This window comes from Cardiobacteriaceae bacterium TAE3-ERU3 (assembly GCA_019218315.1).
GTDB lineage: Bacteria > Pseudomonadota > Gammaproteobacteria > Cardiobacteriales > Cardiobacteriaceae > JAHUUI01.
The window spans coordinates 337,766-358,767 of the sequence record JAHUUI010000002.1 but is presented as its reverse complement, the minus strand read 5'-3'; the positions used below and the strand labels follow the sequence as shown (position 1 = coordinate 358,767).

At 47.6% G+C, this 21,002-nt stretch carries 20 protein-coding genes; 11 read left to right on the top strand and 9 right to left on the bottom strand.

Annotated features, from left to right (window positions below):
• Positions 1–99: 99 nt before the first annotated feature.
• The gene (locus KRX19_05065) at positions 100–1,224 is read right to left on the bottom strand and encodes a Fic family protein (GenBank protein ID MBV7434394.1); all 1,125 of its coding nucleotides are present in this window, start codon (positions 1,222–1,224) and stop codon (positions 100–102) included.
• A gap of 727 nt (positions 1,225–1,951) precedes the next feature.
• Here KRX19_05065 and KRX19_05060 point away from each other — a divergent pair.
• From KRX19_05060 to KRX19_05045, 4 genes are all read left to right on the top strand, one after another.
• The gene (locus KRX19_05060; GenBank protein ID MBV7434393.1) at positions 1,952–2,224 is read left to right on the top strand and encodes a DUF1778 domain-containing protein; all 273 of its coding nucleotides are present in this window, start codon (positions 1,952–1,954) and stop codon (positions 2,222–2,224) included.
• Positions 2,221–2,697: a GNAT family N-acetyltransferase gene (locus KRX19_05055; GenBank protein MBV7434392.1), complete on the top strand. Its 477-nt coding sequence runs from the start codon at positions 2,221–2,223 to the stop codon at positions 2,695–2,697. Before KRX19_05060 ends, KRX19_05055 begins: the two co-directional genes overlap by 4 nt.
• Before the next feature lie 143 nt (positions 2,698–2,840).
• The gene (locus tag KRX19_05050; GenBank protein MBV7434391.1) at positions 2,841–4,958 is read left to right on the top strand and encodes an ATP-binding protein; all 2,118 of its coding nucleotides are present in this window, start codon (positions 2,841–2,843) and stop codon (positions 4,956–4,958) included.
• Positions 4,959–4,961: 3 nt separating this feature from the next.
• Positions 4,962–6,041 carry a DNA cytosine methyltransferase gene (locus tag KRX19_05045; protein ID MBV7434390.1) on the top strand — a complete coding sequence of 360 codons (1,080 nt, stop codon included), beginning with the start codon at positions 4,962–4,964 and terminating at the stop codon, positions 6,039–6,041.
• A gap of 407 nt (positions 6,042–6,448) precedes the next feature.
• On the opposite strand, the gene KRX19_05040 is transcribed toward KRX19_05045, so the two are convergent.
• Together KRX19_05040 and KRX19_05035 are read right to left on the bottom strand one after the other, a co-directional pair.
• A complete protein-coding gene (locus KRX19_05040) occupies positions 6,449–7,219 on the bottom strand; it encodes a sulfite exporter TauE/SafE family protein (GenBank protein MBV7434389.1) in 771 nt (256 codons plus the stop codon).
• Between the two features lie 117 nt (positions 7,220–7,336).
• Positions 7,337–7,708 (bottom strand): YraN family protein, encoded by a 372-nt coding sequence (locus tag KRX19_05035; GenBank protein MBV7434388.1) that lies wholly within the window; start codon positions 7,706–7,708, stop codon positions 7,337–7,339.
• Here KRX19_05035 and rsmI point away from each other — a divergent pair.
• From rsmI to KRX19_05020, 3 genes are all read left to right on the top strand, one after another.
• Positions 7,685–8,557 carry a 16S rRNA (cytidine(1402)-2'-O)-methyltransferase gene (gene rsmI / locus KRX19_05030; GenBank protein MBV7434387.1) on the top strand — a complete coding sequence of 291 codons (873 nt, stop codon included), beginning with the start codon at positions 7,685–7,687 and terminating at the stop codon, positions 8,555–8,557. The genes KRX19_05035 and rsmI overlap by 24 nt on opposite strands.
• Positions 8,558–8,699: 142 nt before the next feature.
• Complete coding sequence (gene gmk, locus KRX19_05025) at positions 8,700–9,311, top strand: guanylate kinase (protein ID MBV7434386.1); 612 nt, start codon at positions 8,700–8,702, stop codon at positions 9,309–9,311.
• A gap of 71 nt (positions 9,312–9,382) precedes the next feature.
• Entirely contained in the window at positions 9,383–10,870 is a 1,488-nt protein-coding gene (locus KRX19_05020) for an inorganic phosphate transporter (protein MBV7434385.1), read from the top strand.
• A 60-nt stretch (positions 10,871–10,930) separates the two neighbouring features.
• Here KRX19_05020 and ppk1 read toward each other — a convergent pair whose 3' ends face one another.
• The 5 genes from ppk1 to folB form a co-directional block, all read right to left on the bottom strand.
• Positions 10,931–13,093: a polyphosphate kinase 1 gene (gene ppk1 / locus KRX19_05015; protein MBV7434384.1), complete on the bottom strand. Its 2,163-nt coding sequence runs from the start codon at positions 13,091–13,093 to the stop codon at positions 10,931–10,933.
• Positions 13,094–13,169: 76 nt separating this feature from the next.
• On the bottom strand, positions 13,170–13,892 hold the full coding sequence (gene dnaQ, locus KRX19_05010; GenBank protein MBV7434383.1) for a DNA polymerase III subunit epsilon: 723 nt from the start codon (positions 13,890–13,892) through the stop codon (positions 13,170–13,172).
• Positions 13,893–13,956: 64 nt separating this feature from the next.
• Complete coding sequence (gene aspS, locus KRX19_05005; protein ID MBV7434382.1) at positions 13,957–15,741, bottom strand: aspartate--tRNA ligase; 1,785 nt, start codon at positions 15,739–15,741, stop codon at positions 13,957–13,959.
• 2 nt (positions 15,742–15,743) lie between these two features.
• A complete protein-coding gene (locus KRX19_05000; GenBank protein MBV7434381.1) occupies positions 15,744–16,016 on the bottom strand; it encodes a hypothetical protein in 273 nt (90 codons plus the stop codon).
• 63 nt (positions 16,017–16,079) lie between these two features.
• A complete protein-coding gene (gene folB, locus KRX19_04995) occupies positions 16,080–16,448 on the bottom strand; it encodes a dihydroneopterin aldolase (GenBank protein MBV7434380.1) in 369 nt (122 codons plus the stop codon).
• 198 nt (positions 16,449–16,646) lie between these two features.
• Here folB and plsY point away from each other — a divergent pair, with 198 nt between their 5' ends.
• Genes plsY through KRX19_04975 form a run of 4 tightly spaced genes read left to right on the top strand, consistent with a single transcriptional unit; the run spans position 16,647 to position 19,943 of the window.
• Positions 16,647–17,249, top strand: a complete 603-nt coding sequence (gene plsY / locus KRX19_04990; protein MBV7434379.1) for a glycerol-3-phosphate 1-O-acyltransferase PlsY — start codon at positions 16,647–16,649, stop codon at positions 17,247–17,249.
• Positions 17,249–18,289, top strand: coding sequence for a tetraacyldisaccharide 4'-kinase (lpxK, locus tag KRX19_04985; GenBank protein MBV7434378.1), 1,041 nt, complete (start codon positions 17,249–17,251; stop codon positions 18,287–18,289). The genes plsY and lpxK overlap by 1 nt, the downstream gene beginning before the upstream one ends.
• Positions 18,286–18,993, top strand: a complete 708-nt coding sequence (locus KRX19_04980) for a hypothetical protein (protein MBV7434377.1) — start codon at positions 18,286–18,288, stop codon at positions 18,991–18,993. Before lpxK ends, KRX19_04980 begins: the two co-directional genes overlap by 4 nt.
• Positions 18,994–18,995: 2 nt before the next feature.
• Positions 18,996–19,943, top strand: coding sequence for a MoxR family ATPase (locus KRX19_04975; protein ID MBV7434376.1), 948 nt, complete (start codon positions 18,996–18,998; stop codon positions 19,941–19,943).
• Positions 19,944–20,010: 67 nt separating this feature from the next.
• On the opposite strand, the gene KRX19_04970 is transcribed toward KRX19_04975, so the two are convergent.
• The gene (locus tag KRX19_04970; protein MBV7434375.1) at positions 20,011–20,850 is read right to left on the bottom strand and encodes a neutral zinc metallopeptidase; all 840 of its coding nucleotides are present in this window, start codon (positions 20,848–20,850) and stop codon (positions 20,011–20,013) included.
• Between the last annotated feature and the right edge of the window lie 152 nt (positions 20,851–21,002).

Sequence of the window (21,002 nt, the reverse complement as noted above, 5' to 3'; positions counted from 1 at the left end):
CAGTTAGGCAAAGAGATTAGCGTGAATAATTGGCCGCCTGAGTCTATTAAGGGCTTAGTAAATCAAAGGCTCAAACTATTAGATTCTATCCTGAGAGCCTCAGGCCCAAATAATCTCGTAGCTGGTACTTCTTCCTGATGCATCAGATTTTTTTAGCAGTCCTTTATCTACCAAGTCATTAATATCTCTTAGCGCTGTATCAGGAGAGCATTTCATCATAGCTGACCATTTCTTGGTTGTGAGCTTGCCATGGAAATCAGTGAGCAGCTTATTGAGCATCCTGGTTTGGCGTTCGTTGAGTGGTTGATGACGGTGTCTCTGCCAAAAAAGTGCTTTGCCCATGATTTTATCTGTAGTCTGCTGTGCTTCAATTAACGCTTGTTCCAAGGTCTCTAAAAACCAGATAAGCCATTCTGTAATATCTGCGTTACCTTTTTGCGTCTGCTCCAGTATTCGGTAGTAGTCATTGCGTTGTTTGAGTATTTGCGCAGATAGGCTATAGAATCGTTGGCTGCTTCCATCACTTTGTGCCAATACTCTTTCGGTAATAGCGCGGGTAAGTCTGCCATTTCCATCATCGAATGGATGCAAGGTTACAAACCACAAGTGAGCGATACCTGCTTTGAGCACCAAATCCAGATTGTTTTGTTGTGCGGCTGGTGTATTCAGCCAATCTAAGAACAGATCGATTTCAGCAGGTAGTCGTTTAGCATCTGGTGCAACGAAATGAATTTTCTCGCGACCATAGCGGCCGGATACAACTTGCATTGGACCTTTACTGTCATCACGAAGTGCGCCAACTCTAATGGTATATAGTTCACTTTTTCCATCAGTAAACAAAGCATGATGCCAGGTAAACAGCTGATCCAAAGTTAGAGGCTCTTGGTAGCGATAAGTTGCATTCAGCATCATCTCGACTACTGCATCAACTTCACGAGTAGAAGTAGCCATTGTTGGTGTATCAATACCCAAGTGGCGTGCGACAGAAGAACGTACTTGTTCCGAATTTAATTGCTCACCTTCAATCTCGGAAGTTTTGACCACTTCAAGTGTGACCGCATCCAGCTGTGCTTCAACATTTAGATCAAATCCCAGTGTAGATAGTTTCCCTAGAAGCTTGCCTTGCAAAAGTCGCACACGGCTAACCAGTGGCAATAGTTTTTCATCAGACCAATGCCACTGTGTCCAGTCATCTCTTTCGTGAATATAGGTTATGTACTTCATGAACACCTCTGAGGTTTGCAGAGATTGTAGCATTATTCACTGCAAATTATGCGGTGAATAAAGTCATTATCACCGCAACTGGTTCAGCAAAGAATTTGAATCTTATGGAGGGTAAAACTACAGACAGGCAAACCTACGGAGAGCCCTTGGTTTGATTATCGTATAATCCATGCATACAACTATTGAACACAGCGAATTCATGCGCACAACTATTGAACACAGCCATCATTTGCATGGATGACAAGACCAATCAAAAATAGTACAGAGGTCACTGCATTTAGTGCCGAATGAAGTCCCGTCACATATTGGGCACAAATTGGTCACGGCATATATTTATGTGAAGGGGATTGAGAAACTAAGCAGTCATATGTCCTAATAGAACTTGTTAATTGTGTAATAAATACAGTATATTAGTATTTGGGCTGCAGCCATATTTTGCGGCTTTTTGATAACTATATTAATTAGGGAAGGAGCCTGACCTCTGTCAACTTCATACAGAGGTCGGCTTTAAATGACCTTAATGTACATAATTTGAGCTAAAAAGATCCCGGAAAAATAGGAATTTTTTAGCTAATTACGGTAAAAATCCATGTGCAATGTAAATTAAAGGCAAAAGTGTATAAAGAGGCATGTTGGAATAATTTTTAGCTCCAATGTCATAGCCATGATATTGCTCTGTGTATATACAATGTAATACAATAAAAAGGATGCATAGGAGGACTAAGTAATGGCTACTTCACCAATTACCATGCGTATCGAACCGCATGTATTAAACCGTATAGACCAAGCTGCAAGAATGAGTGGTAAAAGCCGCTCGGCATTTATGATTGAGCTCGCTTTAGAAAAAGCTGAAGCCATGCTGCCAGATTTGGATCAAACAAAATTTGAACTTAGTAGTGTTGATTATGAGCAGGTGATGCAACTTGTTGAGCAAGAGCCAGATCAGACTAAGCTTAGTAGGTTGTTGGATGCTAATGGCTTACCTTGGGCATCTTCATGATACTCAGTAAGCCACAAACGATCTCAGCTGATCATATTACTGACAACTTCGACTGTGGCTATGACAGCCTTAATGCGTGGCTGCAACATCGAGCACTAAATAACCATAAACGAGGATTCAGTAGGGTATTTGTCAGTGTTGATGAAGACAATATTGTGCAAGGCTATTATGCTCTTGCTGCTGGTGAAATACGCCATGCAGATATTCCAAAAAAATTGCGCCGTAACGCACCAAACCCAATCCCTGTCGTTGTGCTGGGTAGGTTGGCTGTAAATAACGAGGCACAAGGTCGTCAGCTTGGGCGTGGCTTACTACAAGATGCTTACCTGCGGACACTACAAGCGTCGGAATCAATAGCCATATGCGCACTGCTAGTACATGCAATCAATGATGATGCCAAGAAGTTCTATCTACAGTATGGATTTGAAGAATCTCCGATTAATCCACTGACATTACTATTGCCAATAAAGTAATATAGCAAGTATTTGATAATATTTGAAAAATAATACTTGTCGCAAATCATAGCTAGTAAAAATATACAATATAAAAAAATTAGAATAGGGTAGTGTGCCTTAGTTGGAAAAGTAGTTTATAGAGTATCTAAAGGAGAGTAAATATGACAATGGAAGTGGAGTCGGTAAAAAATACGCTTACGATGAAGTATAGCCATAACATCATAGAGCATTTAGGTCTTAGTCTTTATCAAAATAAACCAACTAATGTTATAGCTGAACTAGTCTCCAATTCATATGATGCAGATGCAAAAAATGTGAATATCGAACTTACGAATGAGAAAATTATTATTACTGATGATGGCTTAGGTATGACATTAGAAGAGCTCAGCAATAAGTATTTGGTGATAGGCAAACGTAAGCGACTCCAGAAAGAATTAAATCAAAAAAGCCCTGGTGGTAGGAAGTATATGGGTCGAAAGGGGATAGGTAAACTAGCACCGTTTGGAGTAGCGAATCATATTACGGTAATTACAAAGAGCAAAAATGAAGGGAAAGTGAATTGGTTCAGTATTGACCTGAAGGAAATTTTGTCTCCAGAAGATAGTAGTGAAGTAAATATTGAAAAATATAAACCAAAAGTAATTATAAATAATGAGGACATAGATACCGTCCATAAGACACTTGTAAATAAAGAAGAGATGAATTTTTGGGAAATATTTCAGAATAATGCTCCTGTTTCTGGAACTATGATTATTTTGAGAGAGTTAACACTCAAGCAGAAAATAAATGCTGAAAGATTGAAAGAGTCCATGGGGCGTAGATTCACAGTTACCCTCTTAGAGCCTGACTTTAATGTTTATGTAAACGGTGAAATTGTTTCAGAAGAAGTTGCATTACCGCAATTTGAATATAAATTTCCAGAAGATGGATTTGATCAAGCAACTATAAAAGTTAATGGTGAAGAAAAAGAAGTCAGATTTTGGTGTGGATTTGTTAAAAAAGCAGATTGGCCACAAGACCAGAGTGGTGTTGGTATTTATGCACATGGTAAAATTGCTCAAGACCGTCCTTTTACCTTTGGTATCAAGGGGCTTGAAATTTTTACCCGTTATATGTATGCCGTTATTGAGGCTGACTGGGTGGATGAGTTACCAAATGAGCTTATCTCTACGGATAGGACTAGTATAAATTGGGAAGATGGTGCAACTCAGAATTTTCATGAGTGGGGGCAAAAACAGGTACGTACTTGGGTTAAGAGCTACAGAGAAAAGAAGAAAGCAAAACAAGAATCTGTAATCGGTGAAAAGTTAAATAATCATGCATTACCTCCAATAACGTCTTCAGAAAAAGAACATATAAAGTCAATTGTTAGCAGTATGGGAGATAAAGTGAACCATGATGGTCCGTTACAAGATGAGGTAATTGCCAAGCTGGCTTCAGCATGGTTACATGAACCCGCAAAACAGATGATTCAAAATCTTTGGAATCAATTAAAAGAGAACGACGAAAATAGCATACAGTTTCTAAAGGTAATAGAAAATATCTACGAATATCTTATACCGGAAGCATTATCAGCCTCTTCCATAATGGCACAGAAAATATATGCGCTATCTAAGTTACACCAACTAAGTTTGTCGGGGATTGAGGAACAACTGCAAGTTCTCTTGGAGTATTTCCCATGGATTATCAATTTTGAGTATGACAAATTGGTAGCAAATAAAAGTCTGAAAACTTTAGCTATGGAGGCTATAGATCTTGATTATATCCCTGCCTATGGGGAAACTAAAGAAACTTTAGCAGAGTGGAAAGGGTCAACGAAAACGAGACCTGATTTTTGCTTTTTTAATACGCAAGATCAAAAAGAGTTTCTGGTAGTTGAGCTAAAAAACCCTCAAATACAGCTTAATTCTACTAACTTACTTCAGCTACAGTCTTATATTGCTTGGTTAAAAGGGAAGTTTCCGACTGCCAAGGTCAGAGGGTATTTGATTGGAGTAGGTAGTAAGAATCTTGAAAATACTGATACTGCAATAGCAGTTATGGATTGGACAGAGCTCTGTCTCCACAGTCGTCGTACATATCTAGAACATTTGGCTGCAATGATTGAGGGGGCAAAAGATATAGCAAATCCTCAAAGGATATATAACTTATTTGATCTTGCTGGAGATGAAGCAAAAGAATTGCTGCACAGAGTATCGAGTTCCAATCAAGATTTTAATGATTTTATGACACGAGTTGATAGAGAAATAGCTGCAAAAGCAACCAAGAAAGGGAAGTAGACAGTGGCCTTGAAAGCTGTAGATTTATTTTCAGGCTGTGGAGGTCTTTCAGAGGGACTTAAACAAGCAGGATTTCAGGTAATAGGAGCAGTCGAGAATGATCCTAAGGTTATGAGTACATATCGTCTAAATCATCCAGCTACCTATTTATTTGACTCCGATATTAGAGAAATATCTGGCGATAATATCTTAAAAAAATGTCAATTAGAGAGAGGAGAGCTTGATTTGCTCTCGGGATGTCCACCTTGTCAAGGGTTTTCTTCTTTGACTAAAAAATATAATGACGGTGATGCTAGGAACTCTCTGATAAATGAAGTAGCTAGACTGGTAGAAGAGTTATTACCAAAAACTATTATGATAGAAAATGTCCCAGGTATGAAAAGTAGGGGGAAACTTTTTCTTGATAGCTTTCTGCGCAATCTCGATAGGCTTGGCTATCAGTACTCTTATAGAATCCTGCAAGTTGCTGATTATGGTGTACCGCAAAGCCGAAAACGTTTCGTGTTATTGGCGTCGAGAATAGGAGAAATATCTATTCCAGAATCTACACATAGTAGAGAAGGGAAAGAAAAGCAAAAATGGCGTACAGTTTCCCATGCATTTCGTGGGCTTGATGCTCCCATTTCTTTGTCTTATGCTCAAAATAATGGTGGTGTGCAAAAATACAACTGGAATGTGACTAGAGACATTGAACAAATAAATATTGATAGACTCAAGTATATACCTGAAGGTGGAGATCGCTACTATATACCAGATGAATTAAGACCACCTTGTCACAAGGGTAATAACAGGGGATTTGGTAATGTCTATGGTCGTATGGACTGGGTGCAACCTTCTCCTACGATTACAGGTGGGTGTACAGTACTGAGCAAAGGACGGTTTGGACACCCAACTGAAAATAGAACAATTTCTGTGAGAGAAGCTGCAAGGTTACAAACATTTCCTGATAATTATAAGTTTGACAGTAATTTTATAGATGCGGTCTGCCAAATGATAGGCAATGCTTTACCTGTAGAATTTGCTCGAGTCATTAGTAGTGAAAGTGCTCGTATATGCTTACGTTATTCCATTGAAAATGGATAATTATGATATATAGAGAAATTTTATTAAGGTGGGAGTGATGTATATGAATGATCTGATGTCTAGATTGTTAGATTCTTTCACTTATTTTCCATTTTAATGTCAATGCTACAATACTTAGATATCTCGTTAAAACTTTTAGTAGATGCTACCAAGATTCATAACTAAATAAAATTAAGTACAGAGGTCACTGCATTTAGTGCCGAATGAAGTCCCGTCACATATTGGGCGTAAATTGGTCACGGCATTTATTTTGATGATTGAACTTGAAATACTAAGAAACACAGCTTTCTAATAGAACTTGAGTTATTATTTAATAAATACAGTATATTGTTGTTCTAACTATAGTGATATTTAGAGGTTTTCTAATCACTGTATTTGATTAGGAATAAGCGTGACCTCTGTCAACTTCATACAGCTATAGCCGTTATACCTTGCCAGCCAACCTTGAGTCCGAGTAAGGCGAGAATGAGTAAAATCAACTGGCGGAAGCGGGCTTGTGGCAGATAATGGCGTAGGCGTATGCCGACGATCAATCCGCCAATCGAAAGCAACGTCAGTAGAGCAATCAAACCCCAGTCGTTACTCGACAGTGCCATGATCGGTTCACGTAGTACGATAATCTGAGCTAGCTTGCCAATGAAATAGCACATATTGCCTACTTTGGTAATGGTGTGCTTGTCGTTGCTGGCTGAGAGCAAGTACATCAGCAGAATGGGTGACATGGCATTGGTTGCGCCGCCGATGATGCCAGCAAGCAGCCCTACAGTAATCAAAATCGGCTTTGTATCGGGTAAATAAATGACTTTGCCGAGCATGCTGGTGATGACATAAAAAGTAATCGCGAGTGCGAGAAGCAATAGCAAATAAGCGGAATTAATCCACAGCAGCAATTTTGCACCGAACAGACTACCAATCAAACTCATCAGCGCCAGCAGCCAATACTTCCGCCCATAATCGCGTAAATTTTGCCACACCGTTCGTCCTCCACCGACAAGCCAAGACATCAGGTTCATCACCAGCGCTGGAAATAGCACCAAAATAATGGCATAAGAGAGGGTATGGCTACTGGCGACAGCGGTGGTCGTCACCAAGGGAAAGCCAATACCACTGATACCGTGCAACAGTGCGGCGAAGATAAAAACCAGTAAGATAAACAGGTGTTCGCTGATGAAATTCATAGACGCCTCGGGAGAATTGGCTTGAATGCCGTATTGGTATTTAATCTTACGTTAAATGATAGCCAAGTGATTTTGAATTTCATATAACGTCAGATATCTACAAGTTTAGGCTATTTCTCAGCTAATTACGTTTTGAAGCCATTTGATATTAGGTTTGCCTCGTGTGGGGATAGTGATGCAGACGGCGTCAAAGCGGCATGAGGGTGGCTGTGGATAATGTTGCTGGAGATAGGCTAGGGCGCTGCGCTGCCATTTTTGTTGTTTGCTGTGGTTGATGGATTCGGCTGCGCTGACTTTGGCGTGCTCCTTGCGCGTACGCACTTCGATGAACACGACTACATCACCATCTTGAGCAATGATATCGATTTCGCCGTATCGCGTGTGTACGTTGTTTGCTATGATTTGCAGCCCTTGCTGCTTGAGGTGGCGGGTGGCGAGTTGTTCGCCGTATTGTCCGCGCCTTAGATGGGCGGCGAGTTTGTGAAACATGAGAGGTGGTCTGTGTCCGGAGTGTTATATATTGTTGCGACGCCAATTGGTAATTTGCAGGACATTACTGCGCGTGGGCAGGCCATTTTAGCGCAAGTTGACGCGATTGCTTGTGAAGATACGCGCCATAGCCGTCGCTTACTTGATGCTTACGGCATTGATAAGCCGTTGATTGCGCTACATCAGCACAATGAGCACAGTGCCAGCGAAATGCTGCTTGGCAGGCTGCGCGCGGGTGAGAATATCGCTTTGGTTAGCGATGCGGGTACGCCGCTGATCAGCGATCCGGGGCAGTGGCTGACCCGCGTGGCATTAGAGCAGGAAGTGCCGGTGGTGCCGATCCCCGGCGTGAGCAGCGTTATGACTGCACTATCCGTCAGTGGATTACCGGCGGATCAGTTTGTTTTTGCCGGTTTCATTCCTTCAAAAGCGGGTGAGCGCACGCGCTTTATTGAAACCCACGGCAAGCACCCAATGACGACGGTGTTTTTCGAAACACCGCACCGTATTGCGGCAAGCATTGCGGCGTTGGCTGAGCAACTCGATGGCAGCCGTATGATTGTGTTTGCGCGTGAATTGACCAAACAATTTGAGCAGATCGCAAGGATGCCGCTTGCTGAAGCGGCTGATTGGCTGGCTGCTGACAGCAATCGTTCGCGCGGAGAGTTTGTGCTGTTACTGGAAGGGCAATCAGCAGCGGTCAGCGATGAAGCGCAGTGGCAGCAGATGGCGATTGATTTGGTACATGCCGGCGTGTCTAGCAAAGATTGTGCGGCATTGGTGGCGAAATACACTGGTGCAAAAAAGAAGCTGGTTTACCAATATATTGTTGATACGGAAAAAAGCTAACATTTTTTATGGTATTTGTGTAGTAGAAAATCAAAGTTATTCAAGTGTCTGTTGAGCGTCTTTCATACTGCGGCATGATCTGAGGTCGTATGGGCGTGGATTTCGGGTTAGAATACGGCAAGTTTTTCTTTAGGAAGCAGGCATGAAAGGCCAACTTTGGATTGTTGCGGCCCCCTCTGGCGGCGGGAAAACCTCTTTGATCGCCGAGATGATTCGCAGTGTGGATGACGTTGTTGAATCCGTATCGCATACGACAAGGGCATGTCGCCCGGGTGAAGAGGACGGCGTACATTATCACTTCATCGATCAGGAACAGTTTGATGCGCTGGCTGCTGCTGGCGATTTTCTCGAATATGCGCAAGTATTTCATTACGCCTATGCGACCTCAGGTGCGCAGGTCGATAGCCTGCTCGATGCGGGTAAAGACGTCATTCTGAGTATTGATTGGCAAGGCGCGGAACAAGTGATTAAAAAGCGCCCGGATACCAAAAGTGTTTTCTTGTTGCCTCCTTCGCTCGAAGCGCTGCGCGAACGCCTGACCAAACGCGGACAGGACAATGCTGACGTCGTCGAAAAGCGCATGGCTGAAGCTGAATCGCAAATCAGCCATTTTTCCAGCTTTGACTACATTATCGTCAATGATGATTTTGAGCGTGCAGCGAATGAGCTGCGTTGCTTATTACTGAGTGCTCGCTTGGAGCGTCAGCGTCGAGAGTCCGATTTGCAGCCGTTGCTGAAGCAGCTCGGCCAATAATTTGCTATCCATTTTTACTGACAAAATTTTTTATGATCAAACATCCAATTAGACAAGCTGGCATGGTCTCCATGAACGAGAAGACATTAAATGCCGGGCTGGCGTTGCTATTGATGGCAACAACGGGTTACTTCCTGTACTGGGGCATGCACTACACTGAAATGAACCATGTACTGCTGTTCGTATTGGCAGCAATTTTTGGTTTGTTTATGGCTTTCAATATTGGCGGCAATGACGTTGCCAACTCTTTTGGCACTTCAGTTGGTGCTGGTACGCTGACGATCCCTCAAGCACTGGCCGTAGCAGCGATATTTGAAGTCAGTGGTGCGGTACTTGCAGGCGGTCAGGTGACCACGACAATTCGCAAGGGCATTGTTGACTTATCCGGTATCACGCTTGATCCATTGGCATTCGTATTGATCATGATGGCGGCGCTGGTTTCCGCAGCGCTATGGCTGTTATTCGCAACGCGCAAAGGTTGGCCGGTTTCGACCACGCACTCGATTATCGGCGGAATCGTCGGTGCTTCGATTGCGCTGGCAACCATGTTGCCGGGAGTTGATGCTTTGTCGTTGGTGCAGTGGGATAAAATTGGGCAAATTGCCATCTCATGGGTACTGTCGCCGGTACTTGGTGGCACGATGTCATTTTTGATTTTCCGTCTCATTCGTCGCTACATTCTGATTTACAAGCCGGGCAAGCACGACCACGATGATTATGCGCGGCGAGTCAAAAACATACGCCCGAACTTCCATCAGAACATGAGCCAGCAAATCGTGGTACTGAAAAAGATGCTCAGCGTACGCCCGGAAGAGCGCGATTTTCAAAAAGACAAAAAGCAAAACGAAGCGGCTTTTGCCGCAATGCAGCTGTGGGTGCCGATTTTGGCATCATTTGGCGGCATGATGATTGTTTCCATGCTGTTGTTCAAAGGCATGAAGCATTTGAACTTGGGGCTTGATAACCTGCAAAAAGCCATGCTGATTGTGATGTTTGGTGCCGGTATTTGGATGCTGATTTACGTCTTCATCAAGCGTATGAAGCGTAAAAAATTGCGTCGCCAAGTGTATGTATTGTTCAGCTGGATGCAGGTGTTTACCGCATCGGCATTCGCTTTTAGCCATGGCTCGAATGACATCGCTAATGCAATTGGTCCATTTATCGCGATCCTCGATACGCTTAAGCACGATGCAGTATCGCAGTCTGCACCGGTACCGAGTATGGCATTGATTGCCTTCGGTATCGCTATGGTTGCCGGATTGTGGTTCATCGGCAAAAGCGTTATCGCGACTGTTGGTACGCATCTTGCAGAAATGAACCCCGCCTCGGGCTTTACCGCTGAATTGTCAGCGGCGATCGTGGTCATGCTCGCCTCAAGTCTTGGCCTGCCAGTATCGAGTACGCATATTCTCGTTGGCGCTGTACTTGGTATCGGGCTTGCCAATGCCAATGCCAACTGGCGCTTGATGAAGCCGATTGCAACCGCTTGGGTGGTTACCGTGCCAGCTGCAGCATTGATGGCTGCGTTGGTGTTCTATATCGGCTATCAATTCATTTGATCGCTGAAGCCAGAGACAAAAAAGCCGCCAGTGCAACTGGCGGCTTTTTTATGGTCACTGTTAAAGCAGTGATTTTGTTTTGCGGTGGCGCAGGCGGCTGGCTTCTTTGTAGCGAGCGATGGCTTGCTCCATGAATTGCTGCTGAGCGCCGGGTTTGTTTTTCGGGTTGTTACGGCGGCGATAGCTGCCGTCAGGTTGCATGGTCCAGGCGTTATCGAGGTCGTTGAGCTGGGTGGTGAGGAAGTAGTCGAGTTTCTCACGGATATGCTCGGCTTCGACTGGGGTGATGACTTCAACGCGGCTTTCGAGATTGCGGTGCATGAGGTCGGCAGAGCCGATGTAGTACGCTTCTTCGCCATTGTTGTAGAAGTAGTAGATACGCGCATGCTCCAAAAAGCGCCCAACGATGCTGGTGACGGTGATGTTTTCCGATAAGCCGGGGACACCGGCAATCACGCGGCATGTATCGCGAACCAATAGCTCAATTTTAACCCCGGCTTGAGAGGCTTTATACAGCGCTCTGGCGATATCAATATCCTCAAGTGCATTGGTTTTTAGCCTTATCCAGGCTTTCTTGCCTGCTTTGGCGTGCTCAGCTTCGCGTTCAATAAACGCAAGTAAGCCGGGCTTCATGTGTTTTGGTGCGGGGAGAATTTTATTGTACTCACGGTTTGGTGAGTAGCCAGTGGTGAGATAGTTAAACAGCTCGGTCAGGTCCGCACCAATTTCCGGATCAGATGTGAGCAGACCTAGGTCGCTGTAAAGGCGCGCGGTACCGCTGTGATAGTTACCGGTGCCGATATGTGCGTAGCGGCGCAGCCCATCGTAGTCTTGGCGGATGACGTAGATCAGCTTAGCATGGGTTTTCAACCCAACAATGCCGTAGGTAACGTGAATGCCCGCTTCTTCAAGCTGGTTTGCCCAGCGGATGTTGGCGGATTCATCAAAGCGCGCTTTGACTTCAACCACGACGGTGACTTGCTTGCCGTTGCGTGATGCGTCAATCAGGTAGCCGATAATTTTTGAGTCTGATGAAGTGCGGTAAATGGTCATTTTGATGCCAAGCACTTTCGGGTCGCGGCTGGCATCGCGTACGAAGCGTTCAACAGATGAGTTAAATGACTCGTAGGGTAGTTGAATTAAAAATGGCCCGTTGTTGCGGATAGCGTGGAAGATGTTGTCTTCACCGTGGATACGCTCGTGATCGACAGGATGATAGGAAGGGTCTTTGAGGTCGCTACGGTCAATACTCATCAGCTCCATCAGATCGCGCATGGCGAGCAGGCCATCAATTGCAAATGTGTCTTTGTCTTCTTCGAGATGAAGCTCTGCTGAAAGCATGCCTTTGTGCAGTGCGCTGATGCCGTGCTCATATTGCATGCGTACGATGGGGGCAAGGCGGCGCTCGCGCAGTTCGTCTTCAATCAATTCGAGCAGATCGTCGGCTTTTTCTTCGTCTTTTTCGGTGACGGCGTTACGTGTGACGCGGAATACATCAGTGCTTTCAACGGTCATACCGGGGAAGACGATATCGAGGTTATTAATGATTAAGTCTTCAAGAGTGATGAATTTTTCACCATTCGGATCCTTAATGTTGATAAAGCGCTTACTACCTTGCCCGACCGGTACTTTGACTCGCGCCATTGCACTGCGCTGGGTTTGTGGGTAGTGCATCTTGATCAGGATATTGAGCGACAGGTTGGATACAAATGGGAAGGGGTGCGCCGGGTCCATTGCCTGCGGTGTAATCAGCGGATAGACGTTTGCAATGAAGTATTCTCGTAGCTGCGCTTGCTTGGCCTTGGATAGCTGATGGTATTTGATAATTTCGATGCCTTCTTTGCGCAGCTCGGTTTGCAATTGACGCCAGCTTTTATCCATCTTTTCATTCAAGGCATGAATCGCGCTATAGCATTCGTCGATTTGTTCTTGTGCACTGCGGCCATCGGGGCTGAGCTCATCCATTCTTGCACCAACTTGCTGCTTCAACCCGCCAATCCGCTTCATGAAAAATTCATCGAGGTTGCCGCTGGCAATAGCGATAAATTTGAGCCGCTCAAGCAGAGGGTTTTCTTTGCGTGTGGATTCGTAGAGAACGCGCTCGTTAAAGGCGATCCACGTCAGTTCACGATTGAGGAAAATATCTCTTGGGTTGGCTGCATCGACGTCGATTTTTGCCGGTGCGGAAGTGTTGCCTGTCACTGGCGATGTGTCATTACTCATGATGGCCTTTCTGCATTGAATAAAAAAAGCATTCTAGCAAAGATTTTTTACCGTACTGTTGCATGGTAAAAGGTGATCATGCTTTCGGTTTGATGCTGTCAATAATACGCTGGTTTTCTGCTTGTTCGGCGGCACTGACTCGTACCGATAACCATGCCTGCTCAGCAGTATTGTTGCTGATTTGATTGGTTGCTTGCTGGCGCCTAGAGATGGTATTTGGCGCTTCTTCCATATCGAGCATTAGTGCTGATTGGCCACCAGTCATGCGCAGATAGACTTCTGCAAGCAGCTCGGCATCGAGCAAAGCGCCATGCAGATCGCGGTTGGTGTTGTCTACGTTGTAGCGCTTACACAATGCGTCGAGATTGTTGCGTTGCCCCGGGTGCTCTTTCTTGGCAATTGCCAGTGAATCGACCAGGGTATATCGGTCAGCTAGGGTGTTGCTTTCGCCAAGCAGGCGCAGCTCTTCATCAAAGAAGGTTTGGTCAAAGCGCATGTTGTGCGCGATCAGCTCATCAGCACCATCAAGGTATGCCCACAGCTCGCCAGCAATGTCAGCAAAGCGGGGTTTATCCATCAGGAATTCATCATCAAGGCCGTGAACGCTGATGGCTTCGGGGTCAACTTCACGGTCAGGCTGTAAATAGCAGTGGAAGTGGTTACCGGTCGGCTTACGGTTAATCAGCTCGACACAGCCAATTTCAATAATGCGGTGACCGCTGGCAACGGTTGTTTCGCCGTCGTACGACGCACCTTTATTCATGCCGGTTGTTTCGGTATCGAAGATTATTTGTCGCATTTAAAGCTCCATATGCTTGGTGCTTGTGTCAAAAAAGGCCGCCAAATGGCGGCCTTGAGCGTGCTTATTCGCTGTCGGGTTGGGCAACCTGTCGGCGGCGGATATGCAGTTCGCGCAGCTGTGCTTCGCTGACTTCGGCCGGAGCGTCGGTGAGCAGGCAGTATGCGGTTTGTGTTTTCGGAAACGCCATGACGTCGCGAATGGACTTCGCACCGGCCATGAGCATGATCAGGCGGTCAAGGCCAAAGGCCATACCACCGTGTGGCGGGCAGCCGTACTTGAGTGCGTTAAGCAGGAAGCCAAATTTCTCTTGTGCTTCTTCTGCACCGATGCCGAGGCTCTTGAATACGCGCTGCTGTACGTCCTGATCGTGGATACGGATCGAACCGCCGCCAACTTCCGTACCGTTGAGTACCATGTCGTAAGCGCGTGACAGAACTTCACCCGGCTTGGTGTCGAGGTCGTCGAGGTTGTCGGTGTTTGGCGCAGTGAACGGATGGTGCATTGAGTACCAGCGCTGGGTTTTGTCGTCATATTCGAACATTGGGAAGTCGACGACCCACAGCGGCGCCCATTCGCAAGTGAGCATGTTGAGATCGTGGCCGATTTTAACGCGCAGTGCACCGATGGCATCGTTGACGATGCTGGCTTTGTCTGCACCGAAGAAAATCAGGTCGCCGTCTTTCGCGCCAACGCGCTCGACGATTTTCAGGGCAACGTCAGCGCCAAGGAATTTAACGATCGGTGATTGCAGACCTTCTTCACCTTTGCTGATTTCATTGACCTTGATATAGGCAAGGCCTTTCGCACCGTAGCGACCGACAAACTTGGTGTATTCGTCGATTTCTTTACGCGTGAGCTTGCTGCCTTCCGGGATATTGAGCGCAACCACGCGACCGTCGGCTTGCTTGGCAGGGCCGGCAAATACCTTGAAGTCGCAGTCTTTGACTAGATCATCGACGTCTTGCAGTTCGAGCGGGATACGCAGGTCAGGCTTGTCCGATGCGAAGCGGCGCATGGCGTCGGCGTAAGTCATGCGTGGCAGGGTATCGAACTCAACGTCCATGTGCTCTTTGAACAGATTGCGGATCATCGTTTCCATCAGCTGCATGAGGTCTTCTTCAGCGAGGAATGAAGTCTCGATATCGAGCTGGGTAAATTCTGGCTGGCGGTCAGCACGTAAATCTTCATCGCGGAAGCAACGCACGACTTGATAATAGCGATCAAAGCCGCTCATCATCAGCATTTGCTTGAACAGCTGTGGTGACTGCGGCAGAGCAAAGAATTTGCCTGCGTGGGTGCGCGAAGGCACGAGGTAGTCACGTGCGCCTTCTGGCGTTGCTTTGGTCAGCATTGGGGTTTCAATGTCGAGGAAGCCGTGCTCGTCGAGATAGCGGCGCATGCTTGAGACGACTTTGCTGCGCAGAATCAGGTTTTTCTGCATCTGCTCGCGGCGCAGATCGATGGTGCGGTGCTTGAGGCGCACTTCTTCGGATACGTTGTCCTCATCAAGCTGGAACGGCAGCGCTTCGGATTTAGAAAGGATGGTCAGCTCTTTACCGAGGATTTCGATTTTGCCGCTGCTGATTTCAGTATTTTCCGTACCTTCAGGGCGAGGGCGTACGCGGCCTTCAATTTGCAGGCAGTATTCGTTGCGCACTTGCTCGGCAAGGGCGAAGGCTTCTTTGGTGTCCGGATCGATGACGACCTGAACCAGGCCGCTGCGGTCGCGCAGGTCGATAAAGATGACGCCACCGTGGTCGCGGCGACGGTGTACCCAGCCAGCGATGCGGACGGTTTCGCCGTCGAGTTTTTCAGTGACTTCTGCGCAGTAATGCGTTCTGTACATGGTTATTTCCTTGGTTTGATTCGACGATAGACGTATAGCCCCAGTAGCGCACCGCTGAGGGTGCCGACCAGATGGCTGGTTACGACTACGCGGAAGAGGCCGACCGGGTCTTGCGGGTGCAGCTGCTCCGGCAGGCGGGTGAGGTATTCAGCCCAGCCGAGGTACATGCGCATGATTTCGGGGGCAAACCAGTAGCTCATTGCTGTACCGATTTTGCCGCCAATCCACGCGCCAAGCACGACAGCCAACACCAGCCATAATCCGCGTAACATCATTTCGGGTAAAATCGCACATTATATAACAGTGGCGGCGCAAGACCAATGCGTTGATTGGCTGGGTTAATCTGTTGTGGCTGGACGCTGGCGTTGCATGTGGATGCCGATGTTGCGCGTGTGCGCGACTGCGCCAGGCTTGGTGATTTTTAATTCAATGCTTTTGGCCGGAAAATCGCTGAACAAGCGGTTAATCAACTCTTGCCCAAAGCGCTCAAGTAAGCCGTATTCCGCTTCTGTGGCAAATTCGACGATGGTGTCGGCAATTTCTGCGTAGCTGATGCCGTCGCGCATGTCGTCGCTTTCAGCGGCAGTTGCGAAGTCGGTAGTGAGTGAAACATCGAGAATCAGCTTCTGCTTTTGCACCCGCTCGTGCGGCAGAATGCCGATCAGCGTGGTCACAGCGAGGTCATTGATGAAAATGGTGTCTTGCATGGTTGTTTTTGTCTATTGGAAAGTCAGCGCGCAGATTAGCACGACGATAGAGTTTCATAAACTGGTGTTATAGGCTGAGTAGATAGCCATTGGTGCTATTTTCTCTGAATGATAAGCGGATTATGGATGATCTGGCTGCAAAGGGTTTTGTTTCCTATATAATTCATTGTTTGAATAATAAACATATGGAGCGGGTATATGGGTTTTCTTGCCGGATTGGCTGCGGTGGTGTTTGGATATTTGTGTGGCTCGGTATCCTCTGCGGTGCTGGTGTGTCGTGCGTTTGGTTTGCCTGATCCGCGTACGCAGGGTTCGGGGAATCCGGGTGCGACCAATGTGATGCGCGTTGGTGGCAAGAAGGCGGCAATTTTGACGCTGGTAGGCGATTTGCTCAAAGGCTTGCTGCCGGTGCTGATTCTGCGCTTGATTTGGCCAGAGGATATTATGCTGTGGTTGCTCGCAGGTCTTGCGGCATTTATCGGCCATCTGTGGCCGGTGTTCTTTGGCTTTAAAGGCGGCAAGGGCGTGGCGACGGCGATTGGTGTGCTGCTGGCGTGGAACTGGTTATTGGCTTTGTGTTGCATTGCGATTTGGCTGGGCATTTTCCTGTGGACGCGCGTTTCTTCGCTGTCAGCTTTGATTGCAGCATTTTGTGCGCCGTGGATTGCGTTTGTGATTATTCCTGACAAGCGGATGCCGATTATGGTGCTGGCGATGGTTGCGCTGCTGATTTATCGCCACCGCAACAATATTATGCGCCTGCGTAGCGGTGAAGAATCGGCGTTCAAGCGTAAGGACTGATGGCAGACCAGCCTGATTTTTGGCGACGACGCGGCGCTTTAGCGTGCTTGCTGTGGCCGCTGTCGCAGCTGTTTCGCGCGGTTGCGGGATTGCGCCGTGGGCTTTATCGACGTGGCTGGTTGGCTAGCTATCGTGCGCCAGTGCCGGTAGTTGTGATTGGTAATATCACGGTTGGTGGCAGTGGTAAAACGCCATTGGTGATTGCTTTAGCGCAGTATTTACGCGAGCAAGGTGTGACATGTGCGGTGGTTAGCCGGGGCTACGGTGGTGCGGCACGGACGGCGACAGAAGTCTTGCCGGAGAGCGATGCGGCGGTAGTCGGTGATGAGCCTCTATTGATTCGCCACAGTGCCGCTGTACCGGTATTCGTTGCGCCGAAGCGTGCTGATGCAGTTAAAGCAGTTTTGGCGGCGTACCCGCAAACGCAGCTGGTTTTGTGTGATGATGGTATGCAGCATTACGCATTGCAGCGTGATATGGAGATCGCAGTGCTGGCGGCTGATCTTGGAATTGGAAATGGCTGGCTGTTGCCCGCAGGTCCGTTGCGTGAACCAAAATCGCGCTTAAGCAGTGTTGATGCAGTGGTTATCACGGGGCGTGATGCAGCAGCATTTGAGGCGCTGGATGGCAAGACGTATATTGCGATTTCTCGCAGCTCTGGTGTGCGTAGATTACATGATGGTGAAAGGCTGTCGTGGAAAGCGTTGGTAGATAAGCAGCCGCTTTTCTTGTTGACGGCAATTGCGCGCCCACAGCGGGTAGTGGATATGTTACAAGCAAATGGAATGACCATTGCCGATACGTGCTTTTTTGCCGACCATGCAGCGCTGGATGATGAGGCGGTTAGCGCTGCGACTGCGTTTACGCAAGATGGTTGGCTGTTGATGACGGGCAAGGATGCGGTGAAAACGGCGGCGTGGCCGGCAGCGTTACGCGAAAGAATTTTGGTTTTGGATTATCAGCTTGAGTTACCACAAGCTTTGCTGGCTTCGGTGGCGGCGCTGGTAGAACATTTTGACGGTCATAAGGAGATGTCATGAGTTTATTTATTGCGCACCGAGGGTTGTCGGCATTGGCGCCGGAAAATACTGCAGCCGCGTTTGATTTGGCGTGGGCACATGATTGCGATGGGATCGAGCTCGATGTTCAGGTCACTCGCGATGGACAAGTAGTCGTGCATCACGATGCAGATTTAAAGCGTACTGCCAAGCTTGAGTGCGCTATTGCTGATGAAGAGTACGCCGCATTGCGTGAGCACGACATCGGCAGCCATTTTGATACGAAATTTGCCGATCAACGTATGTCATTACTCGATGAAGTATTGACTGCGATGCCAGCGGATAAGCTGATTCAGGTCGAGGTTAAGCCGGAAGTAACGCGCGTCGATGAAGTGATTGCAGTACTGCGCGAAGCGCGACAGGACGCGAAAATCTACGTGATGAGCTTTGACCCTGAGCAGCTCAGTAAATTGCATGCCGGGCTACCGAATTTGCCGACATTGTGGATTGTCGATGAAGACGATGCACGCGACGTAAAGGCATTGTGTGAGCGCGCGCTGGAGGCCGGGTTTACGGGCATTGATGTGCATCAGGCGGTGATTGATGCGGCGTATGTTGAACGGGTTCACGAGGCCGGGCTGTTACTTGGCTGCTGGACGGTCAATGACCCGGCGCGAATGCGTGAATTGGCCGGTTGGGGCGTGGATATGATCGCCAGTGACTGTGCACACTTGGCCAAGGCGTAGGTATGAATGAAACGAATTTGCTTGATAAGGCATTGATTCAGCGCTTGCAGCAGGCATTTGTGCAGCTGAGCAGCGTGGTGGTTGGTAAAAAAGAAGCAATCCGTATGAGCTTGACTTGCTTGTTGGCACGTGGTCATTTGCTGATTGAAGATTTGCCCGGCTCAGGCAAAACCACGTTGGCTAAAGCTTTTGCCGCGACGCTGGGGCTGGACTATCGTCGCATCCAATTTACAGCTGATTTATTGCCGGCCGATGTGGTTGGCTTTTCAGCATTGCATCCGCAGACGCATGAGTTGCGCTTTCATCCCGGACCAGTGTTTACGCAGTTATTGCTTGCTGATGAAATCAATCGTGCATCGCCAAAAAGCCAGTCGGCACTGCTCGAAGCGATGGAAGAGCGACAGGTGACGCTTGAGCATGAGACGCACAAATTGCCGGTGCCATTTTTCGTTATTGCGACGCAAAATCCACGTGAGCACGCCGGCACGTATGCATTGCCGGAAGCTCAGCTCGACCGCTTTCTGATGCGCTTGAGCCTCGGCTATCCTGAAGCAAAGCAGGAAGTGGCGATTTTGCGTGGTCGGGCGCGAAACGACATGATCTCAGAATTGTCGCCGCTGCTTTCTGAGCAGGATTTACTCACATTACAAAAAGCTGCAGGGCAGGTGATCGTTTCTGAGGCATTGGCGCAGTACGTGCAAAAACTGCTCGCTCATACTCGTGATCATGATGGCTTTCGCCAAGGCCTCTCAACCCGTGCGGGGTTGGCACTGATCCGTTGTGGGCAAGCTTACGCATTGCTTAGTGGCAGTAGTGCAGTATTGCCGAAGCATATTCAGGCTGTTTTTGCACCGGTGGCTTGGCACCGCCTGAAAACCACCGCGCAAGATGATATAGCACATGCAAGGATGATTGACGGCGTACTCGATGCTGTTCCGGTACCGTTATAATCTAGGGTGTAGTTAGCAGAAAAGGGGCATTTTGCCCCTTTTCTCGTCTTTGCGCATATCAGCTGAATTAATTGAATGTATTGCAGGCATCAACACTGCCGCGCTCAATGCCACGCGTGAGCCATTTTCGGCGTTGAGCGGCACTGCCATGGGTGAATTGCTCTGGATGAACATGGCGACCAGCATCGGCAAGAATATGGTCGTCACCGACGGCGGAGGCCGCTTCAAGTCCTTCATTAAGGTCACCTGCTTCAAGGCGGATGTTGCTGACTTGCTCGAGGTCATGCGCCCAAATGCCTGCGTAGCAATCTGCTTGCAGCTCAATGGCGACGGAGATCTGATTCGCTGCAGCTTTGTCGCGGCCGCGCATCGCCTCATGTGCCTTTGGTAGAGTGCCAAGCAGGTTTTGTACGTGATGACCAACTTCATGGGCGATCACATAGGCAAAGGCAAAGTCACCAGAGCCACCAAGGCGCTTTAATTCGTTGATAAAACTGGGCGGCACATAGACGTTGTGATCGCCCGGACAGTAAAATGGCCCGGTTGCTTCACTGGTGACGCCACAGGCTGATTGTACGTTACCATCAAAAATGACCAATGATGCGGGTTGATAGCGTTGCCCAGACTGTTCGAAACGACGTTGCCATACATCCTGATTTGAGGCGAAGATTACGCTCATGAATTGAGCAGTTTCGTCGTTTTTGTCTGGCTGTGTGCCGCTTGTTGAACCGCTGCTGATGATGCTGCTACCACCATCGACGACAGCCATCATGGTGCGTGGATCAATACCGAAATACCAGCCAGCCAAAATGATTAAAATACCGACAAAGCCAATACCACCAGCTTTGACGCCACGACCGCGTCGATCGGATACGCGGTTACTTCTTCTGCCACCTTTCCACTGCATGGTGACCTCCTTTGTTGTTCAAAATACCCGGCTGTGTATGCAATTTAGTGCACAGCTGTGGATGAAAAATGCTAAAAATGGCTATGAGCCTGACTAGCTGCGTTTGAGAAGTTGCATAGTTTACGGTTCATCCATGGTCTATAACCTTAATT